This is a genomic window from Curtobacterium sp. PhB78 (assembly GCF_003751685.1).
Lineage (GTDB): Bacteria > Actinomycetota > Actinomycetes > Actinomycetales > Microbacteriaceae > Curtobacterium.
Window position 1 is genome coordinate 334,353 of the sequence record NZ_RKIA01000003.1, and the last position, 19,168, is coordinate 353,520.

General features: G+C 70.6%; 21 protein-coding genes. 15 read left to right on the forward strand and 6 right to left on the reverse strand.

Annotated elements, in window-relative coordinates; all coding sequences use genetic code 11:
* Positions 1–63: 63 nt before the first annotated feature.
* Genes rplM through glmM form a run of 3 tightly spaced genes read left to right on the forward strand, consistent with a single transcriptional unit; the run spans position 64 to position 2,429 of the window.
* On the forward strand, positions 64–510 hold the full coding sequence (gene rplM, locus EDF53_RS08545; RefSeq protein WP_071259898.1) for a 50S ribosomal protein L13: 447 nt from the start codon (positions 64–66) through the stop codon (positions 508–510).
* A gap of 37 nt (positions 511–547) precedes the next feature.
* Positions 548–1,033 (forward strand): 30S ribosomal protein S9, encoded by a 486-nt coding sequence (rpsI, locus tag EDF53_RS08550; protein WP_111083442.1) that lies wholly within the window; start codon positions 548–550, stop codon positions 1,031–1,033.
* A gap of 22 nt (positions 1,034–1,055) precedes the next feature.
* On the forward strand, positions 1,056–2,429 hold the full coding sequence (glmM, locus tag EDF53_RS08555; protein ID WP_123293154.1) for a phosphoglucosamine mutase: 1,374 nt from the start codon (positions 1,056–1,058) through the stop codon (positions 2,427–2,429).
* 119 nt (positions 2,430–2,548) lie between these two features.
* Here glmM and coaA read toward each other — a convergent pair whose 3' ends face one another.
* Complete coding sequence (coaA, locus tag EDF53_RS08560) at positions 2,549–3,493, reverse strand: type I pantothenate kinase (protein WP_123293155.1); 945 nt, start codon at positions 3,491–3,493, stop codon at positions 2,549–2,551.
* A gap of 105 nt (positions 3,494–3,598) precedes the next feature.
* Positions 3,599–4,084 (reverse strand): glutathione peroxidase, encoded by a 486-nt coding sequence (locus EDF53_RS08565; RefSeq protein ID WP_111083439.1) that lies wholly within the window; start codon positions 4,082–4,084, stop codon positions 3,599–3,601.
* A gap of 70 nt (positions 4,085–4,154) precedes the next feature.
* Here EDF53_RS08565 and glmS point away from each other — a divergent pair, with 70 nt between their 5' ends.
* From glmS to EDF53_RS08615, 10 genes are all read left to right on the forward strand, one after another.
* On the forward strand, positions 4,155–6,002 hold the full coding sequence (glmS, locus tag EDF53_RS08570; protein ID WP_123293156.1) for a glutamine--fructose-6-phosphate transaminase (isomerizing): 1,848 nt from the start codon (positions 4,155–4,157) through the stop codon (positions 6,000–6,002).
* Between the two features lie 7 nt (positions 6,003–6,009).
* The gene (locus EDF53_RS08575) at positions 6,010–6,384 is read left to right on the forward strand and encodes a holo-ACP synthase (RefSeq protein WP_123293157.1); all 375 of its coding nucleotides are present in this window, start codon (positions 6,010–6,012) and stop codon (positions 6,382–6,384) included.
* Positions 6,381–7,484, forward strand: a complete 1,104-nt coding sequence (gene alr, locus EDF53_RS08580; protein ID WP_123293158.1) for an alanine racemase — start codon at positions 6,381–6,383, stop codon at positions 7,482–7,484. Before EDF53_RS08575 ends, alr (EDF53_RS08580) begins: the two co-directional genes overlap by 4 nt.
* The gene (gene alr / locus EDF53_RS08585) at positions 7,481–8,647 is read left to right on the forward strand and encodes an alanine racemase (RefSeq protein ID WP_185020987.1); all 1,167 of its coding nucleotides are present in this window, start codon (positions 7,481–7,483) and stop codon (positions 8,645–8,647) included. Before alr (EDF53_RS08580) ends, alr (EDF53_RS08585) begins: the two co-directional genes overlap by 4 nt.
* The gene (tsaE, locus tag EDF53_RS08590; RefSeq protein WP_260215246.1) at positions 8,644–9,153 is read left to right on the forward strand and encodes a tRNA (adenosine(37)-N6)-threonylcarbamoyltransferase complex ATPase subunit type 1 TsaE; all 510 of its coding nucleotides are present in this window, start codon (positions 8,644–8,646) and stop codon (positions 9,151–9,153) included. The genes alr (EDF53_RS08585) and tsaE overlap by 4 nt, the downstream gene beginning before the upstream one ends.
* 68 nt (positions 9,154–9,221) lie before the next feature.
* Positions 9,222–9,608: a GNAT family N-acetyltransferase gene (locus EDF53_RS08595; protein WP_260215247.1), complete on the forward strand. Its 387-nt coding sequence runs from the start codon at positions 9,222–9,224 to the stop codon at positions 9,606–9,608.
* A 20-nt stretch (positions 9,609–9,628) separates the two neighbouring features.
* Positions 9,629–10,264 (forward strand): tRNA (adenosine(37)-N6)-threonylcarbamoyltransferase complex dimerization subunit type 1 TsaB, encoded by a 636-nt coding sequence (gene tsaB / locus EDF53_RS08600; protein ID WP_111083432.1) that lies wholly within the window; start codon positions 9,629–9,631, stop codon positions 10,262–10,264.
* Complete coding sequence (rimI, locus tag EDF53_RS08605; RefSeq protein ID WP_185020988.1) at positions 10,261–10,836, forward strand: ribosomal protein S18-alanine N-acetyltransferase; 576 nt, start codon at positions 10,261–10,263, stop codon at positions 10,834–10,836. Before tsaB ends, rimI begins: the two co-directional genes overlap by 4 nt.
* Positions 10,823–11,878 (forward strand): tRNA (adenosine(37)-N6)-threonylcarbamoyltransferase complex transferase subunit TsaD, encoded by a 1,056-nt coding sequence (gene tsaD / locus EDF53_RS08610; protein WP_123293164.1) that lies wholly within the window; start codon positions 10,823–10,825, stop codon positions 11,876–11,878. The genes rimI and tsaD overlap by 14 nt, the downstream gene beginning before the upstream one ends.
* Positions 11,879–11,967: 89 nt before the next feature.
* Entirely contained in the window at positions 11,968–12,738 is a 771-nt protein-coding gene (locus EDF53_RS08615) for a DUF4190 domain-containing protein (protein WP_148058306.1), read from the forward strand.
* Here the strand turns inward: EDF53_RS08615 and EDF53_RS08620 are convergent.
* A complete protein-coding gene (locus EDF53_RS08620) occupies positions 12,731–13,921 on the reverse strand; it encodes a class I SAM-dependent methyltransferase (protein ID WP_123293167.1) in 1,191 nt (396 codons plus the stop codon). The genes EDF53_RS08615 and EDF53_RS08620 overlap by 8 nt on opposite strands.
* A 160-nt stretch (positions 13,922–14,081) precedes the next feature.
* Here EDF53_RS08620 and groES point away from each other — a divergent pair, with 160 nt between their 5' ends.
* Complete coding sequence (gene groES / locus EDF53_RS08625; protein ID WP_110893972.1) at positions 14,082–14,378, forward strand: co-chaperone GroES; 297 nt, start codon at positions 14,082–14,084, stop codon at positions 14,376–14,378.
* 154 nt (positions 14,379–14,532) lie between these two features.
* On the forward strand, positions 14,533–15,495 hold the full coding sequence (gene rarD, locus EDF53_RS08630) for an EamA family transporter RarD (RefSeq protein WP_181437351.1): 963 nt from the start codon (positions 14,533–14,535) through the stop codon (positions 15,493–15,495).
* Positions 15,496–15,601: 106 nt separating this feature from the next.
* Here rarD and EDF53_RS08635 read toward each other — a convergent pair whose 3' ends face one another.
* The 3 genes from EDF53_RS08635 to guaB all read right to left on the reverse strand — a co-directional run bounded on the left by EDF53_RS08635 (position 15,602) and on the right by guaB (position 19,085).
* On the reverse strand, positions 15,602–16,933 hold the full coding sequence (locus EDF53_RS08635; RefSeq protein WP_123293169.1) for an ABC transporter substrate-binding protein: 1,332 nt from the start codon (positions 16,931–16,933) through the stop codon (positions 15,602–15,604).
* A 191-nt stretch (positions 16,934–17,124) separates the two neighbouring features.
* Positions 17,125–17,508: a VOC family protein gene (locus EDF53_RS08640; protein WP_123293171.1), complete on the reverse strand. Its 384-nt coding sequence runs from the start codon at positions 17,506–17,508 to the stop codon at positions 17,125–17,127.
* A 74-nt stretch (positions 17,509–17,582) separates the two neighbouring features.
* Positions 17,583–19,085 carry an IMP dehydrogenase gene (guaB, locus tag EDF53_RS08645; RefSeq protein ID WP_123293173.1) on the reverse strand — a complete coding sequence of 501 codons (1,503 nt, stop codon included), beginning with the start codon at positions 19,083–19,085 and terminating at the stop codon, positions 17,583–17,585.
* Positions 19,086–19,168: the final 83 nt, after the last annotated feature.

Consider the following 19,168-nt stretch of genomic DNA (forward strand, 5'->3'; position numbering starts at 1 on the left):
TGGGGAACCCCGACCGGAGTGGGATTCACGGACTCCTCACCTCGACACGAAAGCAGCACTCCTGTGACTCGCACGTTCTCACCGAAGCCGGCAGACGTCCAGCACGACTGGATCGTCATCGACGCGACCGACGTCGTCCTCGGCCGTCTCGCCACCCACGCCGCGGCGCTCCTGCGCGGCAAGCACAAGGCCACCTTCGCCCAGCACATGGACATGGGTGACTACGTCATCATCGTGAACGCCGACAAGGTCGCCCTGACCGGTTCGAAGCTCGCGAAGAAGGTCTACTACCGCCACTCCGGGTACCCGGGCGGCCTGACGGCGACCTCCTACCCGGAGATGCTCGAGAAGCACCCCACCCGCGCCGTCGAGAAGGCGATCCGCGGCATGCTGCCGAAGAACACCCTCGGTCGCGAGCAGCTCAAGAAGCTGAAGGTCTACGCCGGCGCGGAGCACCCGCACTCCGCGCAGCAGCCCAAGGCGTACATCTTCGACCAGGTCGCACAGTAGTTCCGGCCACGACGACTTCAAGGACATAGAGAAACTCATGGCTCAGATCGCTGATTCCCTCGACCAGACCCCGGAGAGCTTCACCACGGAGAGCGCACCCGCCGCTGCCGAGGCTGCTCCCCGTCAGATCCTCAACGTCTCCGGCGGTGCCGTCGGGCGCCGCAAGGAGGCCATCGCGCGCGTTCGCCTCGTTCCGGGCTCCGGCACGTTCGTCGTGAACGGTCGCTCGCTCGAGGACTACTTCCCGAACAAGCTGCACCAGCAGCTCATCAACGACCCGTTCAAGGTCCTCGAGCTCCTCGGCTCGTACGACGTCGTCGCCCGCATCACCGGTGGCGGCCCCTCGGGTCAGGCCGGCGCACTCCGCCTCGCCATCGCCCGCACGCTGAACGAGATCGACCGCGAGAACAACCGCGCGACCCTCAAGAAGGCCGGCTTCCTCACCCGTGACGCCCGCGTCATCGAGCGCAAGAAGGCCGGTCTCAAGAAGGCCCGCAAGGCTTCGCAGTTCTCGAAGCGCTAGTCGTCACCGGCTGAAGATCGCAATGCCGCGTCTGTTCGGTACCGACGGGGTTCGTGGTCTCGCCAACGGCGAGCTGACGGCCGCGCTCGCACTGGGTCTTGCCCAGGCGAGCGCGGCCGTCCTCACACACGGACACCATGCCGACGCCCGCCGGGCGTCCGGTCGACCGCGCCCGCGCGCGGTCCTCGCGCGTGACCCGCGCGTCTCCGGCGAGTTCCTCGGTGCCGCCGTCGCGGCCGGGCTCGCTTCCGCCGGCGTCGACGTGCTCGACGCCGGGGTCATCCCCACCCCCGCTGCGGCGTTCCTCGTCGCGGACATCGACGCCGACTTCGGCGTGATGATCTCCGCGTCGCACAACCCTGCCCCGGACAACGGGATCAAGTTCTTCGCCACGGGTGGTCGCAAGCTGCCGGACGAGGTCGAGGACCGCATCGAAGCGGCCATGCACGACCACTCCGCGCCGACCCCCACCGGCATCGACGTCGGTCGGATCACCCGGTTCGCCGACGCCGAGGACCGCTACGTCGTCCACCTGCTCGGCACGTTGCCGCACCGGCTCGACGGCATCCACGTCGTGCTCGACTGCGCCAACGGTGCTGCCGCCGGCGTCTCGCCCGAGGTGTTCGTGAACGCCGGGGCCCGCGTGACGCTCATCGGCGCCGAGCCCGACGGCTGGAACATCAACGACGGCGTCGGCTCGACCCACATCGACAACCTGTCCCGCGCCGTCCTGGCTGCCGGCGCGGACATCGGCATCGCGCACGACGGCGACGCCGACCGCTGCCTGGCGGTGGACGCCGCGGGCAACGCCATCGATGGTGACCAGATCATGGCGATCCTGGCGCTGTCGTTGCAGGAGCGCGGCCGGCTGAAGGACGACACCCTCGTCGCGACGGTCATGTCCAACCTCGGGCTCAAGCGCGCCATGGCGGATGCGGGCATCACCGTGATCGAGGCCGGCGTCGGCGACCGCTACGTGCTCGAGAAGATGAACGAGGGCGACTACTCCATCGGTGGCGAGCAGTCCGGCCACATCATCTTCAACGAGTACGCCACCACGGGTGACGGCATCCTGACCGGGCTGCACCTGGTCGCCGAGATGGCGCGCACCGGGAAGTCGCTGCAGGAGCTCGCCTCGTGCATGACGGTGTTCCCGCAGGTGCTGCTCAACGTGCGCGGGGTCGACCGGCACGGTCTCGCCGACCAGGGTGTGCAGGACGCCATCGCCGCCGCCAGCGAGGCGCTCGGAGACAGCGGCCGTGTGCTGCTCCGTCCGTCGGGCACCGAGCCCGTCGTGCGCGTGATGGTCGAGGCCGCCTCGCAGGACGATGCCCAGCGCATCGCCGAGGAGCTCGCCGCCGTCGTGCAGGAGCGCCTGGCGCTCGACGCCGCGTAGGGCGGAGTGCCGACCGCACGCTGCACAACCAAAGTTCGTTCGAACCATGCAGATGCGCGGTTCGAACGCACTTTGGTTGTGCGGGCGGATCCGCACCGGCCGTGCAGGCAACGCTCCGACTAGATCTTGCGGAGCAGGACCGAGTTCACCTTGTGGTCGGCGGCCTTCTTGAGCACCAGGGTCGCGCGGGACCGGGTCGGTAGGACGTTCTCGAGCAGGTTCGGTTCGTTGATCGCCCGCCAGACCTCGGTCGCCGTCCGGACCGCGTCGTCGCGCGACAGCGAGGCGAACCGGTGGAAGAACGAGTCCGGGCTCGAGAACGCCTCTTCCTGCAGGGCCAGGAACCGGTCGACGTACCAGGCCTCGATGTCCTTGGTCTTGGCGTCGACGTAGATCGTGAAGTCGAACAGATCGGACAGCGCGAGCCGCCCGTGCACCGGCGGGGCGAGCACGTTCAGGCCCTCGACGATGAGGATGTCCGGCTGGCGGACGACGATCTCGGCGTCCGGCACGATGTCGTAGACCAGGTGCGAGTAGTACGGCGCCCGGACCTCGGTCGCGCCGCTCTTCACCTGGCTGACGAACCGCAGCAGGGAGCGACGGTCGTAGGACTCCGGGAAGCCCTTCCGGTCCATGATCCCGCGACGCTCGAGCTCGGCGTTCGGGTACAGGAAGCCGTCGGTGGTCACCAGCTCGACCCGCGGGGTGTCCGGCCAGCGCTTCGTCAGCTCGCGGAGCAGTCGGGCGACGGTCGACTTGCCGACGGCGACGGAGCCCGCGACGCCGATGACGAACGGCGTGCGACCGGCGCGGTCACCGAGGAACCGGCTCGTCTCGGCGTGCAGGTTCCGTGCACCGGCGGCGTAGAGCGTCAGCAGCCGTGACAGCGGCAGGTAGACCTCCTGCACCTCCTGCATGTCCAGCCGGTCGCCGAGCCCGCGCAGCTGCACGATCTCGGTCTCGGTGAGCGACAGGTGCTCCTTGGGTGCGAGCTGCGACCACTCGTGCCGCGGGATCTCCACGAACGGGGTCGGGTGCGCGACGGCGGTCTCCGGGATCGGCATGGGGACGAGCGTACAGACGGGAGGCCCGGTGCAGGTGAGCTGACCGGCTCACCTGCACCGGGCCTCCCGTCCAGTGCTCGGTGTGCGTCCGCAGGACGCGGTGCGTCAGGCGGGCAGGGCGGCCTCGATGGCCGCGATCACCTCGGGAGCGTCCGGCTTCGTGGTCGGACGGAAGCGCGAGACGGTGCCGTCGGGGGCGACGAGGAACTTCTCGAAGTTCCAGCTGACCCGTCCGGCCTTGCCGTCGGCGTCCGGGGTCTCCTTGAGCGCCTGGTAGAGCGGGTGCGCGCTCTTGCCGTTCACCTTGACCTTCTCGGACATCGGGAAGGTGACGCCCCACGTGGTGGAGCAGTACTCGTCGATGGCCTCGGACGAGCCGAGCTCCTGCAGGAACTGGTTGCTCGGGAACCCGAGGACCGTGAAGCCTCGCGGGCCGTACTGCTTCTGGAGGGCCTCGAGCTGCTCGTACTGCGGAGCGAGGCCACACCGCGACGCGACGTTCACGACCAGCACCGCCTTGTCCGCGAACGAGCCGAAGGTGGTGTCCTCGCCGTGCAGCGTGGTGATGGCGATGTCGTCGAAGCGTCCCATGGCCGAAACGTTATCCCCAGCCCTGCTGCTTCGCAGGGTCCGCGCTCAGGCAGACCGTAGGATCGCTTCCATGTGTGGAATCGTCGGCTACGTCGGCAGCAACAGCAGCCAGGACGTCCTCCTCGGTGGCCTCCGTCGCCTCGAGTACCGCGGCTACGACTCGGCGGGCATCGCCGTGGTCGATCCTGCGGGGGACCTCGTCTCCGCCAAGAAGGCGGGCAAGCTCCAGGCCCTCGTCGACGAGCTCGAGTCGTCGCCGATCCCGGACGGCACCACGGGCATCGGGCACACCCGCTGGGCGACCCACGGCGGCCCGACGGACGGCAACGCCCACCCGCACCTGGCCGACGGCGACAAGCTCGCCCTCATCCACAACGGCATCATCGAGAACTTCTCCGAGCTGCGCGCCGAGCTGCAGGCCGAAGGCATCGAGTTCCGCAGCGAGACCGACTCCGAGGTCGCCGCGCACCTGGTCGGTCGGGCGTTCCGCGAGACCGGTGACCTGACCGCCGCCATGCAGCAGGCCGTGCAGCGACTGGACGGGGCGTTCACGCTCCTCGTCGTGCACGCCGACCAGCCCGGCGTCGTCGTCGGCGCCCGTCGCAACTCCCCGCTCGTGGTGGGCCTGGGCGACGGCGAGAACTTCATGGGCTCGGACGTCGCCGCGTTCGTCGCCTACACGCAGCGCGCGCTCGCCATCGGGCAGGACGAGATCGCCACGATCCGCCCCGACCGCGTCGACGTCATCCACTTCGACGGCACCCCGGCCACCCCGAGCGAGTTCGAGGTGAACTGGGACGCCTCCGCGGCCGACAAGGGCGGCTGGTCCTCGTTCATGGCGAAGGAGATCAGCGAAGAGCCCGAGGCCGTCGCCAAGACGATCCTCGGCCGCGTGCACGACGGTGCCGTCACCCTGACCGACCTCGACCCGATCGCCGAGCGCCTGGCCGCGGTCGACCGCGTCATCGTGATCGCCTGCGGCACCGCTGCGTACGCCGGCATCCTCGGCAAGTACGCCATCGAGCAGTGGGCCCGCATCCCGGTCGAGGTCGAGCTCGCCCACGAGTTCCGCTACCGCGACCCGGTGCTGAACGACCGCACCCTCGTCGTCTCGATCAGCCAGTCCGGCGAGACCATGGACACGCTCATGGCCGTCAAGTACGCCCGCGAGCAGGGCGCGCAGGTTCTGTCGATCTGCAACACCCAGGGCGCGACGATCCCGCGCGAGTCCGACGCCGTGATCTACACGCACGCCGGGCCCGAGGTCGCCGTCGCGTCGACGAAGGCCTTCATCGCCCAGGGCGTCGCGCTGTACCTGCTGGGCCTGCACCTGGCCACCCTCCGCGGCACCATGACGGCGGAGCAGATCGCCGAGCAGGTCGCCGAGCTCGAGGGCCTGGCCCCGAAGCTGCAGCAGACCATCGAGGACGCCGCTGGCATCAAGGACCTGGCGCGCTGGATGGCGGACACCCGCAGCGTGCTGTTCCTCGGTCGCCACGTCGGCTACCCGATCGCGCTCGAGGGTGCACTCAAGCTCAAGGAGCTCGCGTACATCCACGCCGAGGGCTTCGCCGCCGGTGAGCTCAAGCACGGCCCGATCGCGCTCATCGAGCCCGGGCAGATCGTCTTCGTCATCGTGCCGTCGCCGCGTGACCCGCGGTCGCTGCACCCGAAGGTCGTGTCGAACATCCAGGAGATCCGCGCCCGTGGTGCTCGCGTGATCGCCATCGCGGAAGAGGGCGACGCCGCCGTGCTGCCCTTCGCCGACGAGGTGCTGCGCATCCCGCTCGCGACCCCGCTGTTCGAGCCGCTGCTCGCCGTGGCGCCGCTGCACATGTTCGGCATGGAGCTCGCCGCGGCCAAGGGCCTCGACGTCGACCAGCCGCGCAACCTCGCGAAGTCGGTCACCGTCGAGTAGTCGCACGATGATCATCGGCATCGGGGTCGACGTGGTGGACCTGGAGCGGTTCGAACGGGTGCTGTCGCGCACGCCGGCGATGCGTGCACGGTTGTTCACCCCGGCCGAGCAGGTCCGCGACGGCGAACAACGGCCGATCGCGTCGCTCGCTGCGCGGTTCGCGGCCAAGGAGGCCCTGATCAAGGCGTTCGGCTCCAGTGCCGGGCTCAGCTGGCAGGACCTCGAGGTCGTGTCGGACGACCAGCGCAACCCGTCGCTGACGCTGCACCAACAGGCGCGACAGGTGGCGGATGCGCGTGGCGTGACGAGCGTGCACCTGTCGCTCTCGCATGATGGAGGGATCGCGACCGCGTTCGTGGTCCTGGAGGGAACAACGAAGTGAGTGCGTTCACCGGCATCACGGTCGATCGTGAAGCGCTGATCGAGAACTACGCGACGATCGCCGAGCAGGTCGCACCGGCCGGTGTCATCGCGGTCGTCAAGGCCAACGCCTACGGCCACGGCGCGCTCGACGCCGCACGGGCCTTCGTCGACGCCGGTGCCGAGTGGCTCGGCGTCGCGGACATCGACGAGGCCGTCGCGCTCCGGCAGGGCGGCATCGACGAGGACGTCCGGATCCTCGCTTGGTTGCACGCCCCGGACGAGGACTTCCGCCGGGCAGCGCAGTACGGCATCACCCCGGCGGTGTCGAGCGTCGAGCAGTTGTCCGCCGCTGCCGACTCCGAAGTCGGCGCCGTGCACATCTGCGTCGACACCGGCCTGAGCCGCAACGGTGCGGTCGAGTCCGAGTGGACCGAACTCTTCGCGACCGCCGGGGCCCTCGCCCGCGGTGGCAACCGCACCCGTGTCGAGGGGCTGATGTCGCACCTGTCGAACGCGTCGCGCACGGACGACCTCGACCAGGACGCCGCACTGCAGCGCGCACTCGACGGCCTGGCCGCCAGCGGGATCGTGCCCGACCTGGTGCACCTCGCCGCGAGTGCCGCGAGCATCGCCGTGCCGGAGACGCGCCGCGACCTGTCCCGCGTCGGGCTTGCCCTGTACGGCCTGAGCCCGTTCACCGACCGCACGTCGGCCGACCTCGGCCTCCGCCCCGCGATGCGTGTGACCGCTGCCGTGCTCCGCACCGTCGACGTCTCCGCCGGCGAGGGCGTGTCCTACGGCTACACCTGGCGGGCGTCGACCGACACCCGCCTCGCTGTCATCGGCCTCGGGTACGCCGACGGCTTCGACCGCGACTTCGGCAACCGGGTCTCGGTCCGCATCGGCGACCGCACGTTCCCGGTGGTCGGCCGGGTCGCGATGAACGCCATGCACGTGGACATCGGCGACGCCGACGTCAGCATCGGCGACGAAGCCGTGCTCTGGGGTGACCCGGCGAACGGCGACCCCGCGGTCGAGGACTGGGCCGCCGCGATCGGCACCATCAACTACGAGGTGGTCGCCCGGGTCGGCCACAGCGTGCACCGGAGGACGACGTGAGCTCCGCACCCCTGCGCCAGGCACGGATCGACCTGGACGCCTACCGCGCGAACCTCGACCTGGTCCGCGAGTGGATGGACCCCGTCGCGGTCATGGCGATCATGAAGGCCGACGCCTACGGCCACGGTCTGGAGCCGATCGCGCTCGCCGCGGTGGACGCCGGCATCCGGTGGATCGGGGTGCTCACGGTCCCCGCGGCCCTGCGTCTGCGGTCGATCGGCGTCGGTGAGGACGTCCACCTCTTCACCTGGCAGCACGACCCCGCCCTGGACTTCCGCGACGCCATCGACTCCGCCGTCGACCTCGGTGTCTCGAACGTCCCGGAGCTGCAGCGCGTCATCGACGCCGTCGACCAGCGACCCGCGCGCGTGCACCTCGGCTTCGACTCCGGGCTGCACCGCGACGGAGCGACCCCGGCGGCCTGGCCAGTGCTCGTGTCGCTCGCGCTGGACGCCCAGCGCGCCGGCCGCATCGAGGTCGTCGCGGCGTACACGCACCTGGCGGAGTCCTCGGACCAGGACGACGCCGACGCCGTGGCGCTCTTCGACGCCGCCGTGGAGCAGGCCGACGACCTCGGGCTCGACCTCCCGATGGAGCACGTCGCCGCCTCGCTCGCCGGGTTGGAGCGCAAGGAGTTCCGCAAGGACATGGTCCGGATGGGCGCCAACCTGTTCGGCATCCCCGGGGCGGACGGTGTCTCGGCGGCCGACCTCGGGCTCGAACCCGTGATGACCCTGACGGCGTCGGTCGCGAAGACCAAGCGGGTGCCCGTCGACACCGGCGTCTCGTACGACTACACGTACCGCACCGCCTCGGAGACCACGCTCGCGCTCGTGCCCGTCGGGTACGCGGACGGCGTCCCCCGTCTGGCGCAGGGCCGCATCGAGGTCGCGATCGGCGGCAAGCGCTACCCGATCGCCGGCCGTGTGGCCATGGACCAGTTCCTGATCGACGTCGGCGACGACGACGTCCGCACCGGCGACACCGTGACCCTGTTCGGCACCGGCGAGCACGACGAGATGACCGTCCTCGACTGGGGCCGTTCGTTCGGCACCATCGGCGAGGAGATCGTCTGCCGCATCGGGCCCCGCGTGCCACGGTTCTACGAGGGCCACGACATCGAGGGACGCGTCGGGGAGTACCTGCGGGGCGACCAGTCGTGACCGGCACCCCTCGGGTCCTGCTGGACGCAGCCGTCGACGGCACCGATGCGATGGGCGAGCTCGGGGCGCGGTTGGCCGCGGTCCTGCGTGCCGGGGACCTGGTCGTGCTGACCGGGCCGCTCGGCGCCGGCAAGACGACGCTGACCCGTGGCCTCGGCGCTGCCCTCGGCGCGCGTGGCCAGGTGTCGAGCCCGACCTTCGTCCTCGCCCGGACGCACCCCACCACCGCCGGCCCGGACCTGGTGCACGTCGACGCGTACCGGCTGTCCGACCCCGTCGAGCTGGACGACCTCGACCTCGACTGGGATGCGTCGATCGTCGTGGTCGAGTGGGGCCGCGGCATGGTCGACGGCATCAGTGACAGCGTGCTCGACGTCGAGATCACCCGGGCCACCGGCGCCGTGGACGCAGCCGCCGACGACACGGACCCGGACGACGTCCCCGACGAGCCCCGTCGCGTCGTCGTCACCGCAACAGGCCCGCGCTGGGAAGGCGTGGCCTTCTGACCCTCCAGCCCGTCGACGCGGACGACGTCGAGGCGCTCCGTGCGTTCCTCGTCGGGGCGGACCTGACCTTGGCCGGGCTCGACGAGCCGACGGTGCGGCTCTGGATCGACCGCGACGACGACGGCAGGGTGGTCGGCAGCACCGGCTTCGAGGCGAGTGCCGACGGCGTGCACGTGCTGATCCGGAGCGTGGCCGTCGCTCCGCAGCACCGCGGATCCGGGGCCGGCACCCGTCTCGCGCGGTTCGCGATCGAACGGGCGACCGAGGTCGGTGCGGAGCGCGCGTGGCTGTTCTCGCGTCGCTCCGGTCCGTTCTGGCAGTCGCTCGGCTTCACATCCGCCGACCGGCAGGCCCTGGCCACCGCACTGCCGGACACCCACCAGGTCCGCCTGTTCCGTCGGACCGGGCAGTTGGAGCACGAGGTCGCGTGGTCCCGCGGGCTGCCGGTGCGCTGACCCCCGCCTACGATGGACGGGTGCTCCTCGCCATCGACACCTCCGCCGGAACGTCCGTGGCCGTCGTCGACCCGGCCACCGGCACGCCCCTCGCCACCCGCGACACCGAGGACAGCCGCCGGCACGCCGAGGTGATCGGCCCGTTCCTGGCCGAGGCGCTGGCCGAAGCGGGCATCACCGGCGCGGACGTCACCGGCGTCGTCGCCGGCATGGGCCCCGGCCCGTTCACCGGTCTGCGCGTCGGCATCGCCGCCGCCCGCACCTTCGCCGCCGCCGTCGGCGTGCCCGTTCTGCCGCTCGTCAGCCACGACGCGGTCGCGGCCGACGAGCGCGACGGCCGACGGGACGGACCGTTCGTCGTCCTGACGGACGCCCGACGACGCGAGGTCTACTGGAGCGCGTACGACCAGACCGGCACGCGCGTTGCGGGTCCGGGTCTCGCCAGGCCGGCCGATCTCGACGAGGCGATCCGTGCCTCCCGGCCCGAAGCGGTGGGCTGGGACCGCGTGACTGCCCTGTCCATCCCTGCCTGGAGGCTCGGATCACTCGCCGCGGACCGCCTGCGGTCCGGCGCGGGGTTCGACCAGGACACCCCCCTCTACCTGCGGGAACCCGACGTCACGGTGCCGGGTGCGCCGAAACGGGTGAAGCAGTGACGGTGCCGGACGGGCTCCGCCTGCGGCGGGCGCACCCGCAGGACCTCGACGACATCATGTGGCTCGAGCACGTCTCGTTCCCGACGGACGCCTGGTCGGCGTCGCAGATGTCGGGCGAGCTGTACTCGCCGCACGGGTACTACGTCGTCATCGAGACCGTCGACGACTCGGCCGCGCCGTCGGTCGTCGGGTACGCCGGACTGTCCTCGTTGGCGGGCAACCCGGTCGCCGACGTGCAGACCATCGCGGTCGCGGCCGAGCAGCGCGGCAAGGGACTCGGGCGGGTGCTCTTCACGGACCTGCTCGACGAGGCCCGTCGCCGCGGTGTGCGCGAGGTGTTCCTCGAGGTCCGCGCCGACAACCCCGTCGCGCAGTCGATGTACACGGCGTTCGGGTTCGAGCACATCGCGACCCGGCCCCGGTACTACCAGCCGGACGGCGTCGACGCGTGGGTGATGCGGGCGGAGCTGCCGGTCGCAGTAGACGCGGCGCCGGCGCCGACGCCGACGACGACGCCGACGCCGTCGACCGTCGGCCCGATCGGACAGGAGGCGCTCGATGAGCGTGGCTGAACCACTGGTGCTCGGCATCGAGACGAGCTGCGACGAGACGGGCGTGGGCATCGTGCGGGGGAGCACCCTGCTCGCGAACGTCATCGCGTCGAGCATGGACGAGCACGCCCGGTACGGCGGCGTCGTGCCCGAGGTCGCCGCGCGGGCCCACCTCGAGGCGATGACCCCGACGCTGCACGAGGCACTCGAGCGGGCCGGGGTCACCCTCGACGAACTCGACGCCGTCGCGGTCACCGCCGGGCCGGGGCTGGCGGGCGCGCTCATGGTCGGGGTCGGTGCCGCGAAGGCGCTCGCCGTCGCCACCGGCAAGCCCCTGTACGGCGTGAACCACCTGGTCGGGCACGTCGGCGCCGACGTCCTGCGCACGGACGGCAGCGACATCGAGCTGCCGACGATCGCGCTGCTGGTGTCCGGCGGGCACACCTCGCTGCTGCTCGTGAAGGACCTGGTCGGCGACGTCGAACTGCTCGGCGAGACCATCGACGACGCCGCGGGTGAAGCGTTCGACAAGGTCGCACGGCTGCTCGGCCTGCCGTACCCCGGCGGGCCGCAGATCGACCGCGCCGCGGCGGACGGCGACCCGAAGGCCATCCGGTTCCCCCGCGGCCTGACGTTGCCGAAGGACCTGGCCGCGCACCGGTACGACTTCTCGTTCTCCGGGCTGAAGACCGCCGTCGCCCGCTGGGTCGAGCGCCGCCGCGACGAAGGCCGCGAGGTGCCCGTGGCCGACGTCGCCGCGAGCTTCCGCGAAGCCGTCGTCGACGTCCTGCTGACCAAGGCCCTGAACGCGTGCCGCGACACCGGCGTGGACCGGCTCCTGCTCGGTGGCGGTGTGGTCGCGAACGCTCGGCTGCGGCAGGTCGCCGAGGAGCGGTGCGCCGCCGCGGGTGTGCAGCTGCGGATCCCGCCGTTCGACCTGTGCACGGACAACGGCGCCATGATCGCGGCCGTCGGCGCACGGCTGGTCGCCGAGGGGCACGCGCCGAGCGACCTCGGGATCGCGGCCGACTCGACGTTGCCGGTGACGACCGTCCAGGTCTGAACCGTCCGGGCTCCGACCGGTCGGCCCTCGGGTGCCTGTGGGAGGATTCACGTGGCGTCGGAGAGACCGGGCGCCGAGAGGGGTTGACGGTGTCCGATCAGAACGAGTGGCCGAAGCCGGGCGAGACGACGCCGGGCGGCACGACCGGCGGGCAGCCCGAGGGGACGCCCGCTCCGGATGCACCGCAGGCCCCCGACGCACCCCAGGCCCCGTCGGCTCCCGAGCAGCCGCAGCAGTCCAACCCGTACGGGCAGCAGCAGCCGTCGAACCCGTACGCGGCACCGCAGCAGCCGAACCCGTACGGTCAGCCGCAGCAGTCCAACCCGTACGGCCAGCCGCAGCCGTCGAACCCGTACGCGGCTCCGCAGCAGCCGCAGAACCCGTACTCGGCACCGCAGGCGGCGCAGGACCCGTACGGCGCCGCCCAGAACCCGTACGGCCAGCAGAACCCGTACGCGCAGCAGCAGGGCGGCCAGAACCCCTACGCGCAGCCGCAGCAGCAGCCGTACGCGCCCGCGGGTGCCTACGGTCCGACGGGGTACCAGCCCTACGCGCAGCGCCCGAAGACGAACACGCTGGCGATCCTGTCGATCGTGTTCGGACTCGCCGCGGTCCCGATGTGGTTCATCGCGATCCTGCTCGGCCCCGCCGGCGCGATCCTCGGCCACGTCGCGCTCGGCAAGATCAAGCAGAACGGTGAGGCCGGCCGAGGGCTCGCCCTGACCGGCATCATCGCCGGCTGGGTGATGACCGGCGTCTGGCTGATCTGGATCGCCTTCATCATCTTCCTCGGCGTGATCGGCCAGAGCTCGTACTCCGACTACGGCTACGACTCGGGGACCGGCGCGTTCCTCAGCTGAGCCGCTCGCACAGGATCGCGGTGTGCCGGCCCTCCAGCCGGGTGAGCACGAGGGTCACACGACCGGTCCCGCGCAGCCGCAGGCGCTTGCGGAACTGCGCCGGGTCGACGTCGACGCCGCGCTTCTTGATCTCGACGGTGCCGATGCCGTCGGCGGCGAGCCGCGCTGCCAGCCGCTTGACGTCGAGCGGCATGGTGTCGAGCACCCGGAAGCCCTGGGCGAAGGGCGTCGACGCGGCACGGTCCGAGGTGACGTACGCGATCCCGTCGGAGAGCATGTGGCCGTCCAGGGCGCGGGCGAGGTCGCCGATGAGCCGTGCGCGGATGACGGCGCCGTCCGGCTCGTACAGGTAGGCCCCGAGCGGCCCCACCTCGGCGTCCTCCGAGTCTGCCGGGCCGGTCATCTCGGCGATGCCGTGCGCACCGATCACCGTGGCGGCACGGCGGATCCCCGGCCGGGCGAGGGGTCCGAACCACAGCGCGAGCTCGACGACCTCGCGGTCGACGGACGTCCACTGCGCCTCGGCGGTGTCCGGGATCAGGTCGCGGTCGATCCCCGGCCCGAGCTTCACGCCGGTCGGCGTCGTCGTCGCGGTGGCGAACACGGTGTCCAACGAGGGTGACCAGTCGTCCGGGTCGGCCAGCCGGCGGGTGTCGGAGTGGCCGGAGGTCCGACGTGCGGGGTCCATCCAGATGCCGTCGACGCGGGAGACGTCGAACGAGGCCGCGTCGCCCAGTTCGACCCGGGCGTTCGGCCACACCGCGAGGTTGTGCGTGGCGACCGCCGCGGTGACCTCGTCACGGTCGACCGCCGTGACGTCGAGGTCGAGCGCCGCCATCGCCATCGCGTCGCCGCCGATCCCGCACCCGAGGTCGGCGACCCGGGTCAGTCCGGCTGCGGCGAAGCGTCCGGCGTGCTGCGCGGCGACCTGCAGGCGGGTGGCCTGCTCGAGTCCGGCCTCGGTGAAGAGCATGCGTCCGGCGAAGTCGCCGAACTTGCCACGGGCCTTCTGCCGGAGCTTGGCCTGGGTCAGGACCGCCGCGACGAGCTGCGGGTCGTGCCCCTCGGCACGGAGCCGCGACACCACCCGGACGATCTCGCCGCCGTCCGAGACGCCGGGGGTACGGTCGAGCAGGGCCATCCCGTCGGGAGTCAGCAGTGCGGCGAGTTCGGCGGCTTCCATGTCCCGATCCTCCCAGGTGCTGGATGTTCCCCTGATGTGCTGGCACTCGGATTGACCGAGTGCCAGTGTCCCCCTAGAGTTGGCGTTGGCACTCTCCTGTGCGTAGTGCCAACCCGGTTTTCATCTGTACCGAGTCCGTACCGAGAAAGAAGAGGTCACCGTGGCCGTCAGCATCAAGCCGCTCGAGGATCGCATCGTCATCCGCCAGGTCGAGGCGGAGCAGACCACTGCATCCGGTCTGGTCATCCCCGACACCGCGAAGGAGAAGCCCCAGGAGGGCGAGGTCGTCGCCGTGGGCCCCGGTCGCATCGACGACAACGGCAACCGCGTCCCGCTGGACGTCGCCGTGGGTGACAAGGTCATCTACTCCAAGTACGGCGGAACCGAGGTCAAGTACTCGGGCGAGGACCTGCTGGTCCTGTCGGCCCGCGACGTCCTCGCGGTCGTCGTCAACTGAGTCCAGTACTCCACGCGTACGCCCCGTTCGGCCTGTCGGCCGGCGGGGCGTTCGTGCGTCTGCGGGCTCCCGGCGGGTCCGTCGCGTGCACGGGCTCCGACCGGGAGGCCCGTGGCACGCCCGGCCCGTCGGTGGCCGTTCCTAGGATGGTTCCGTGAGTGAACCGAGTCCCGCGCGACCCGTCCGCAGCGAGGCATCCGTCGGCGTGGTGCAGGCGATCATCGCGTACGGGCTCTGGGGCCTCATGCCCCTGCTCTTCGCGGCGATGGCCCCGGCCGGCGCGTTCGAGATCGTCGCCTGGCGGATCGTCTTCGGGCTGGTGTTCTGCGCGGTCGCGATCGCCGTCACCCGCTCGTGGCTTCGGACCCGCACCCTGATGGCGCAGCGCCGGGTGATGGCCGTGATGGGGCTGGCCGCGGTCCTCATCCTGGTGAACTGGACCGTGTACGTCCTGGCGACCACGACCGGCCACACCGTCGAGGCCGCGCTCGGGTACTTCATCAACCCCCTCGTCACGATCGCGCTCGGTGTCGTCGTGCTCCGCGAACGCCTGCGGCCGGCGCAGTGGGCCGCGGTCGGCATCAGCGTCGTCGCGGTCGTCGTGATCGCCGTCGGCTACGGCCAGGTGCCGTGGATCTCGCTCGTGCTGGCGTGCTCGTTCGGCCTGTACGGCCTGGTGAAGAAGCGGGTCGGCGGCACGGTCGACGCGCTGAGTGGTCTGACGATCGAGACCGTGTGGCTGCTGCCGATCGCGGTCGTGGCGCTGGTCGTGCTCGGCGCGACGGGGCTCGGCGGCGGCGTGACGTTCACGAGCGAGGGCTGGGTGCACGTCCTCGTGACGGTGCTCACCGGTCCGGCGACGGCGGTCCCGCTCCTGCTCTTCGCGTCCTCGGCGCGTCGGGTGAGCCTGTCGACCCTCGGGTTGACGCAGTACCTCGCGCCCGTGATGCAGCTGCTCGTCGGTGTCGTGGTGCAGCACGAGGCGATGCCGCCCGCGCGCTGGTTCGGCTTCGGCATCGTGTGGTTGGCGCTCGTGGTGCTGACGGCGGACTCGTTCGCCGCCGCGCGGGCGTCCCGTCGCCGAGCGCTCGCACCTGCTCCGGCCGAGCCCGCCTGACGGACGCACCCCGGGCCTCCCGTCCGCCCGTCCCACACGCGAAAGCGACAGTTCCCTGCGGATGATCCGCAGGGAACTGTCGCTTTCGTGAGGTGGAGCCGGTGCCCTACTTCTTGACCGCGCCCTGGATGGCGCTCTGGTAGACGGGCTTGTTGTCGCCGTCGAACTTGTAGATGCCGATGTAGGCGCTCGACGGGTCGTTGTTGTCGTCGAACGGACCGATGCCGGACGGGCCGGTGTAGTGGATGTCCTTGCCGTCGTCGAGGAGCGCGACGCACTCCTTGAACGTGGCGCACTCGGTGCCGCCGTCCGCTCCGGAGACCGCGGCCATGTTGGCCTGGATCGTGCCCGAGTCGGTGCCCTTGCCCTTCACCGCGGCGAGGGCGGCGAGGACGGTGGCGTCGTAGGACTCCGCCGCGTACGAGTAGTCGGCGAGCGTCTTGTTCGACGAGTCCTTGTAGAAGGCGGACAGCTGCTTCTTGAAGTCGTCCTTCGGCGAGGCACCGGGGATGGTGCCCTGGGCGCCGGTCAGGGTGCCCTTGTCGAAGTCCTTCGAGTAGTCGGCCGTGTTGCCGTCGGACATGTAGATCTTCGCCGTGTTCCCCTGCGAAACGAGCTCCGGGATGATCGACTTCGTCTCGTCGAAGGCCAGGACGACGATCGCGTCCGGCTTGGCTGCGAGTGCGGCCGTCACCTCGGACGAGAACGTGGTCTGACCGGGCGGGAACTCCTGGCCCTCGCCCTTGCCGCCGTAGACGACCTGGCCACCAGAGGCCTCGACCGCGGACTGCACCGAGTTGCGGAGGCCCGTGCCGTAGGTGTCGTTGAAGACGAGGAACGCGACCTTGGCGTTGCCGTCACCGGTCACGAGCTGACCGAGTGCCGAACCCTGCACGGAGTCCGGCGGAGCGGTCCGGTAGTAGTACGACGAGTAGCCGGACAGGTCGCTCGCGGTGTTCGCGGGTGAGATCTCGACGATGCAGTTGCTGGTGAGCTGGTCGATGACGTTGAGCGTGACCGACGAGGACTCGGCGCCGATCGCGACCGGGACCTTCGCGTTCACGAGCTTCGTCGCCGCCGAGCTCGACACGGTCATGTCGTTGCTGTCGCCCGAGTCCGTCGCCGGGTCGATGGTGACGTCCTTGTCGAGGACGCCGCCCGCGGCGTTGATGTCCTTCACCGCGAGGCCGACACCGGACTCGGCCGGCGGGTTCAGGTACGCCAGCGAACCGGTGAGCGGCAGGATCGTGCCGATCTTCAGCGCATCGGTGCTGGGGGTGTCGGGGGCCTTGCAACTGGCGGCGGGGTCCTTCTTCGCACCGCTCGACGCCGAGCTGGACGGGGAGTCGCCGCTGCTGGTGGTGGAACACGCGGCGAGCAGGACGGCTACTGCGCCTGCCAACGCCAGTGCCGTGGTGGCACGGGTGGTTCTGATCATCCGTGGAGCCCTTTCTCTGCGCGGAGGCCGTGCCGCTTCGGGTCGAACGCGGCGCCTCCACTGGATGTCGAGAAACGTAGGGTCCCGGTGTTTCGCCCGTGTGACGGGGCGGTACGGAAAGTGTTTCGTTACCGAGCCGTGATCGTTTCTGTGCGGAGGATCAGGGATCGGCGAGCCGCGCAGCCCGCGCGTCAGCCGTCGAGTTCAGCCACGGAACGCAGCACGCAGAACTCGTTGCCCTCCGGATCGGCGAACACGACCCACCCACCGTCGTCGTGTCGGAGGTCCGCGAGTTCGGTCGCACCGATGCCCCGCAGCCGCTCGACCTCGGCATCGCGCGTGCGGTCGGTGGGACGCAGGTCGAAGTGGATCCGGTTCTTCACGGACTTCGCCTCGGGCACCTGGATGAACAGCACCTGGTGCGAGCCGTCGGGAGCGGTGATCATGCACTCCTCGTGCCCGGGGCCGTTCGGGTCGTCGGCGATGTCGACGTAGCCGAGGACCTGCTTCCACCACTCCGACAGAGCGAAGGCGTCACGGCAGTCGATCGTGGTGTGGGAGACGGCGCTGACCATGCCGTGACACTACTGCCGGCAGACGACGAACGCCCCGCTCCGGTGGGGAGCGGGGCGTTCGGGGTGCAGTCGGCTCAGCTGCGGTAGTTCGGCGCCTCGACGACCATCTGGACGTCGTGCGGGTGCGACTCCTTGAGCCCGGCAGCCGTGATGCGGACGAACTTGCCGCGGGCCTTGAGCTCCGGGATCGTGCGGCCGCCGACGTAGAACATCGACTGCCGGAGTCCACCGGTGAGCTGGTACACGACGTTGCCGACCGAGCCGCGGTAGGGCACCTGGCCCTCGATGCCCTCGGGGATCAGCTTGTCGTCGTTGGGGACGTCGGCCTGGAAGTAGCGGTCCTTCGAGTACGAGGTCTTCTTGCCGCGGGTCTGCAGTGCGCCCAGGGAGCCCATCCCGCGGTACGCCTTGAACTGCTTGCCGCCCACGAAGACCAGGTCGCCGGGGGACTCGTCCGTGCCGGCCAGCAGCGAACCGAGCATGACGGTGTCGGCACCGGCCACCAGGGCCTTCGCGATGTCGCCCGAGTACTGCAAGCCACCGTCGGCGATGATCGGCACGCCGGCCTCTCGCGCAGCGAGGGACGCCTCGTACACGGCGGTGACCTGCGGGACGCCGACGCCAGCGACGACGCGGGTGGTGCAGATCGAGCCGGGTCCGACGCCCACCTTGACGGCGTCGACACCGGCGTCGATGAGCGCCTGCGCACCGGCACGGGTCGCGACGTTGCCGCCGATGACGTCGATGTCCGCGAAGGACGGGTCGGCCTTGAGGCGGCGCACCATGTCGAGCACGCCTTCGCTCTCGCCGTTGGCGGTGTCGACCACGAGCACGTCGACCCCCGCGTCACGCAGGGCCTCGGCACGCTGCCAGGCGTCGCCGAAGAAGCCGATCGCGGCACCGACGCGCAGTCGGCCCTCGTCGTCCTTGGTGGCGTCCGGGTACTGCTCGCTCTTGTCGAAGTCCTTGACGGTGATGAGGCCGCGGAGCTTGCCCTCGGCGTCCACCAGCGGGAGCTTCTCGATCTTGTGCTGCGCGAAGATCGCGATGGCTTCTTCGGGGTCGATGCCCTCCATCGCGGTGATCAGCGGCGCCTTGGTCATGACGTCGCGCACGAAGGTGGTCGACTGCTCGAACGTCGCCACGAACCGCATGTCGCGGTTGGTGATGATGCCGACGAGGGTGCCGTCCGCTTCGACCACGGGCAGGCCGGAGACCCGGAACTGTCCGCAGATCGCGTCGACCTCGGCCACGGTGGCGTCCGGGGTGGTGGTCACCGGGTTGGTGATCATGCCCGACTCGGAGCGCTTGACCTTGTCGACGTAGGCGGCCTGGTCCTCGATGGAGAGGTTGCGGTGGAGGATCCCGATGCCACCCTGCCGCGCCATGGCGATGGCCATGCGGGCTTCGGTGACGGTGTCCATCGCTGCGGAGAGCAGCGGGACGTTGACGGAGATCCGCCTGGTGAGCCGGGACGCGGTGGACGCCTCGCTCGGGATGACGTCGGTGTGCCCCGGCAGGAGCATGACGTCGTCGTACGTGAGTCCGATGAATCCGAACGGATCCGGCTGGTCCATGGGTCCCCTTCGTGGGCGAGTGAAGTGGTCGAGACACCGAGAACGCAACGGCGGGTTCCGGATAGGACATGGTAACGCGCGTG

Excerpts from the sequence above, each read along its gene's own strand:
- glmS (WP_123293156.1), top strand. The coding sequence starts at position 4,155 with ATGTGTGGAATCGTCGGCTACGTCGGCAGCAACAGCAGCCAGGACGTC.
- EDF53_RS08575 (WP_123293157.1), top strand. The coding sequence starts at position 6,010 with ATGATCATCGGCATCGGGGTCGACGTGGTGGACCTGGAGCGGTTCGAA.
- EDF53_RS08635 (WP_123293169.1), bottom strand. The coding sequence starts at position 16,933 with ATGATCAGAACCACCCGTGCCACCACGGCACTGGCGTTGGCAGGCGCA.
- guaB (WP_123293173.1), bottom strand. The coding sequence starts at position 19,085 with ATGGACCAGCCGGATCCGTTCGGATTCATCGGACTCACGTACGACGAC.
- EDF53_RS08565 (WP_111083439.1), bottom strand. The coding sequence starts at position 4,084 with ATGGGACGCTTCGACGACATCGCCATCACCACGCTGCACGGCGAGGAC.
- coaA (WP_123293155.1), bottom strand. The coding sequence starts at position 3,493 with ATGCCGATCCCGGAGACCGCCGTCGCGCACCCGACCCCGTTCGTGGAG.
- glmM (WP_123293154.1), top strand. The coding sequence starts at position 1,056 with ATGCCGCGTCTGTTCGGTACCGACGGGGTTCGTGGTCTCGCCAACGGC.
- tsaD (WP_123293164.1), top strand. The coding sequence starts at position 10,823 with ATGAGCGTGGCTGAACCACTGGTGCTCGGCATCGAGACGAGCTGCGAC.
- rpsI (WP_111083442.1), top strand. The coding sequence starts at position 548 with ATGGCTCAGATCGCTGATTCCCTCGACCAGACCCCGGAGAGCTTCACC.
- EDF53_RS08640 (WP_123293171.1), bottom strand. The coding sequence starts at position 17,508 with ATGGTCAGCGCCGTCTCCCACACCACGATCGACTGCCGTGACGCCTTC.
- EDF53_RS08620 (WP_123293167.1), bottom strand. The coding sequence starts at position 13,921 with ATGGAAGCCGCCGAACTCGCCGCACTGCTGACTCCCGACGGGATGGCC.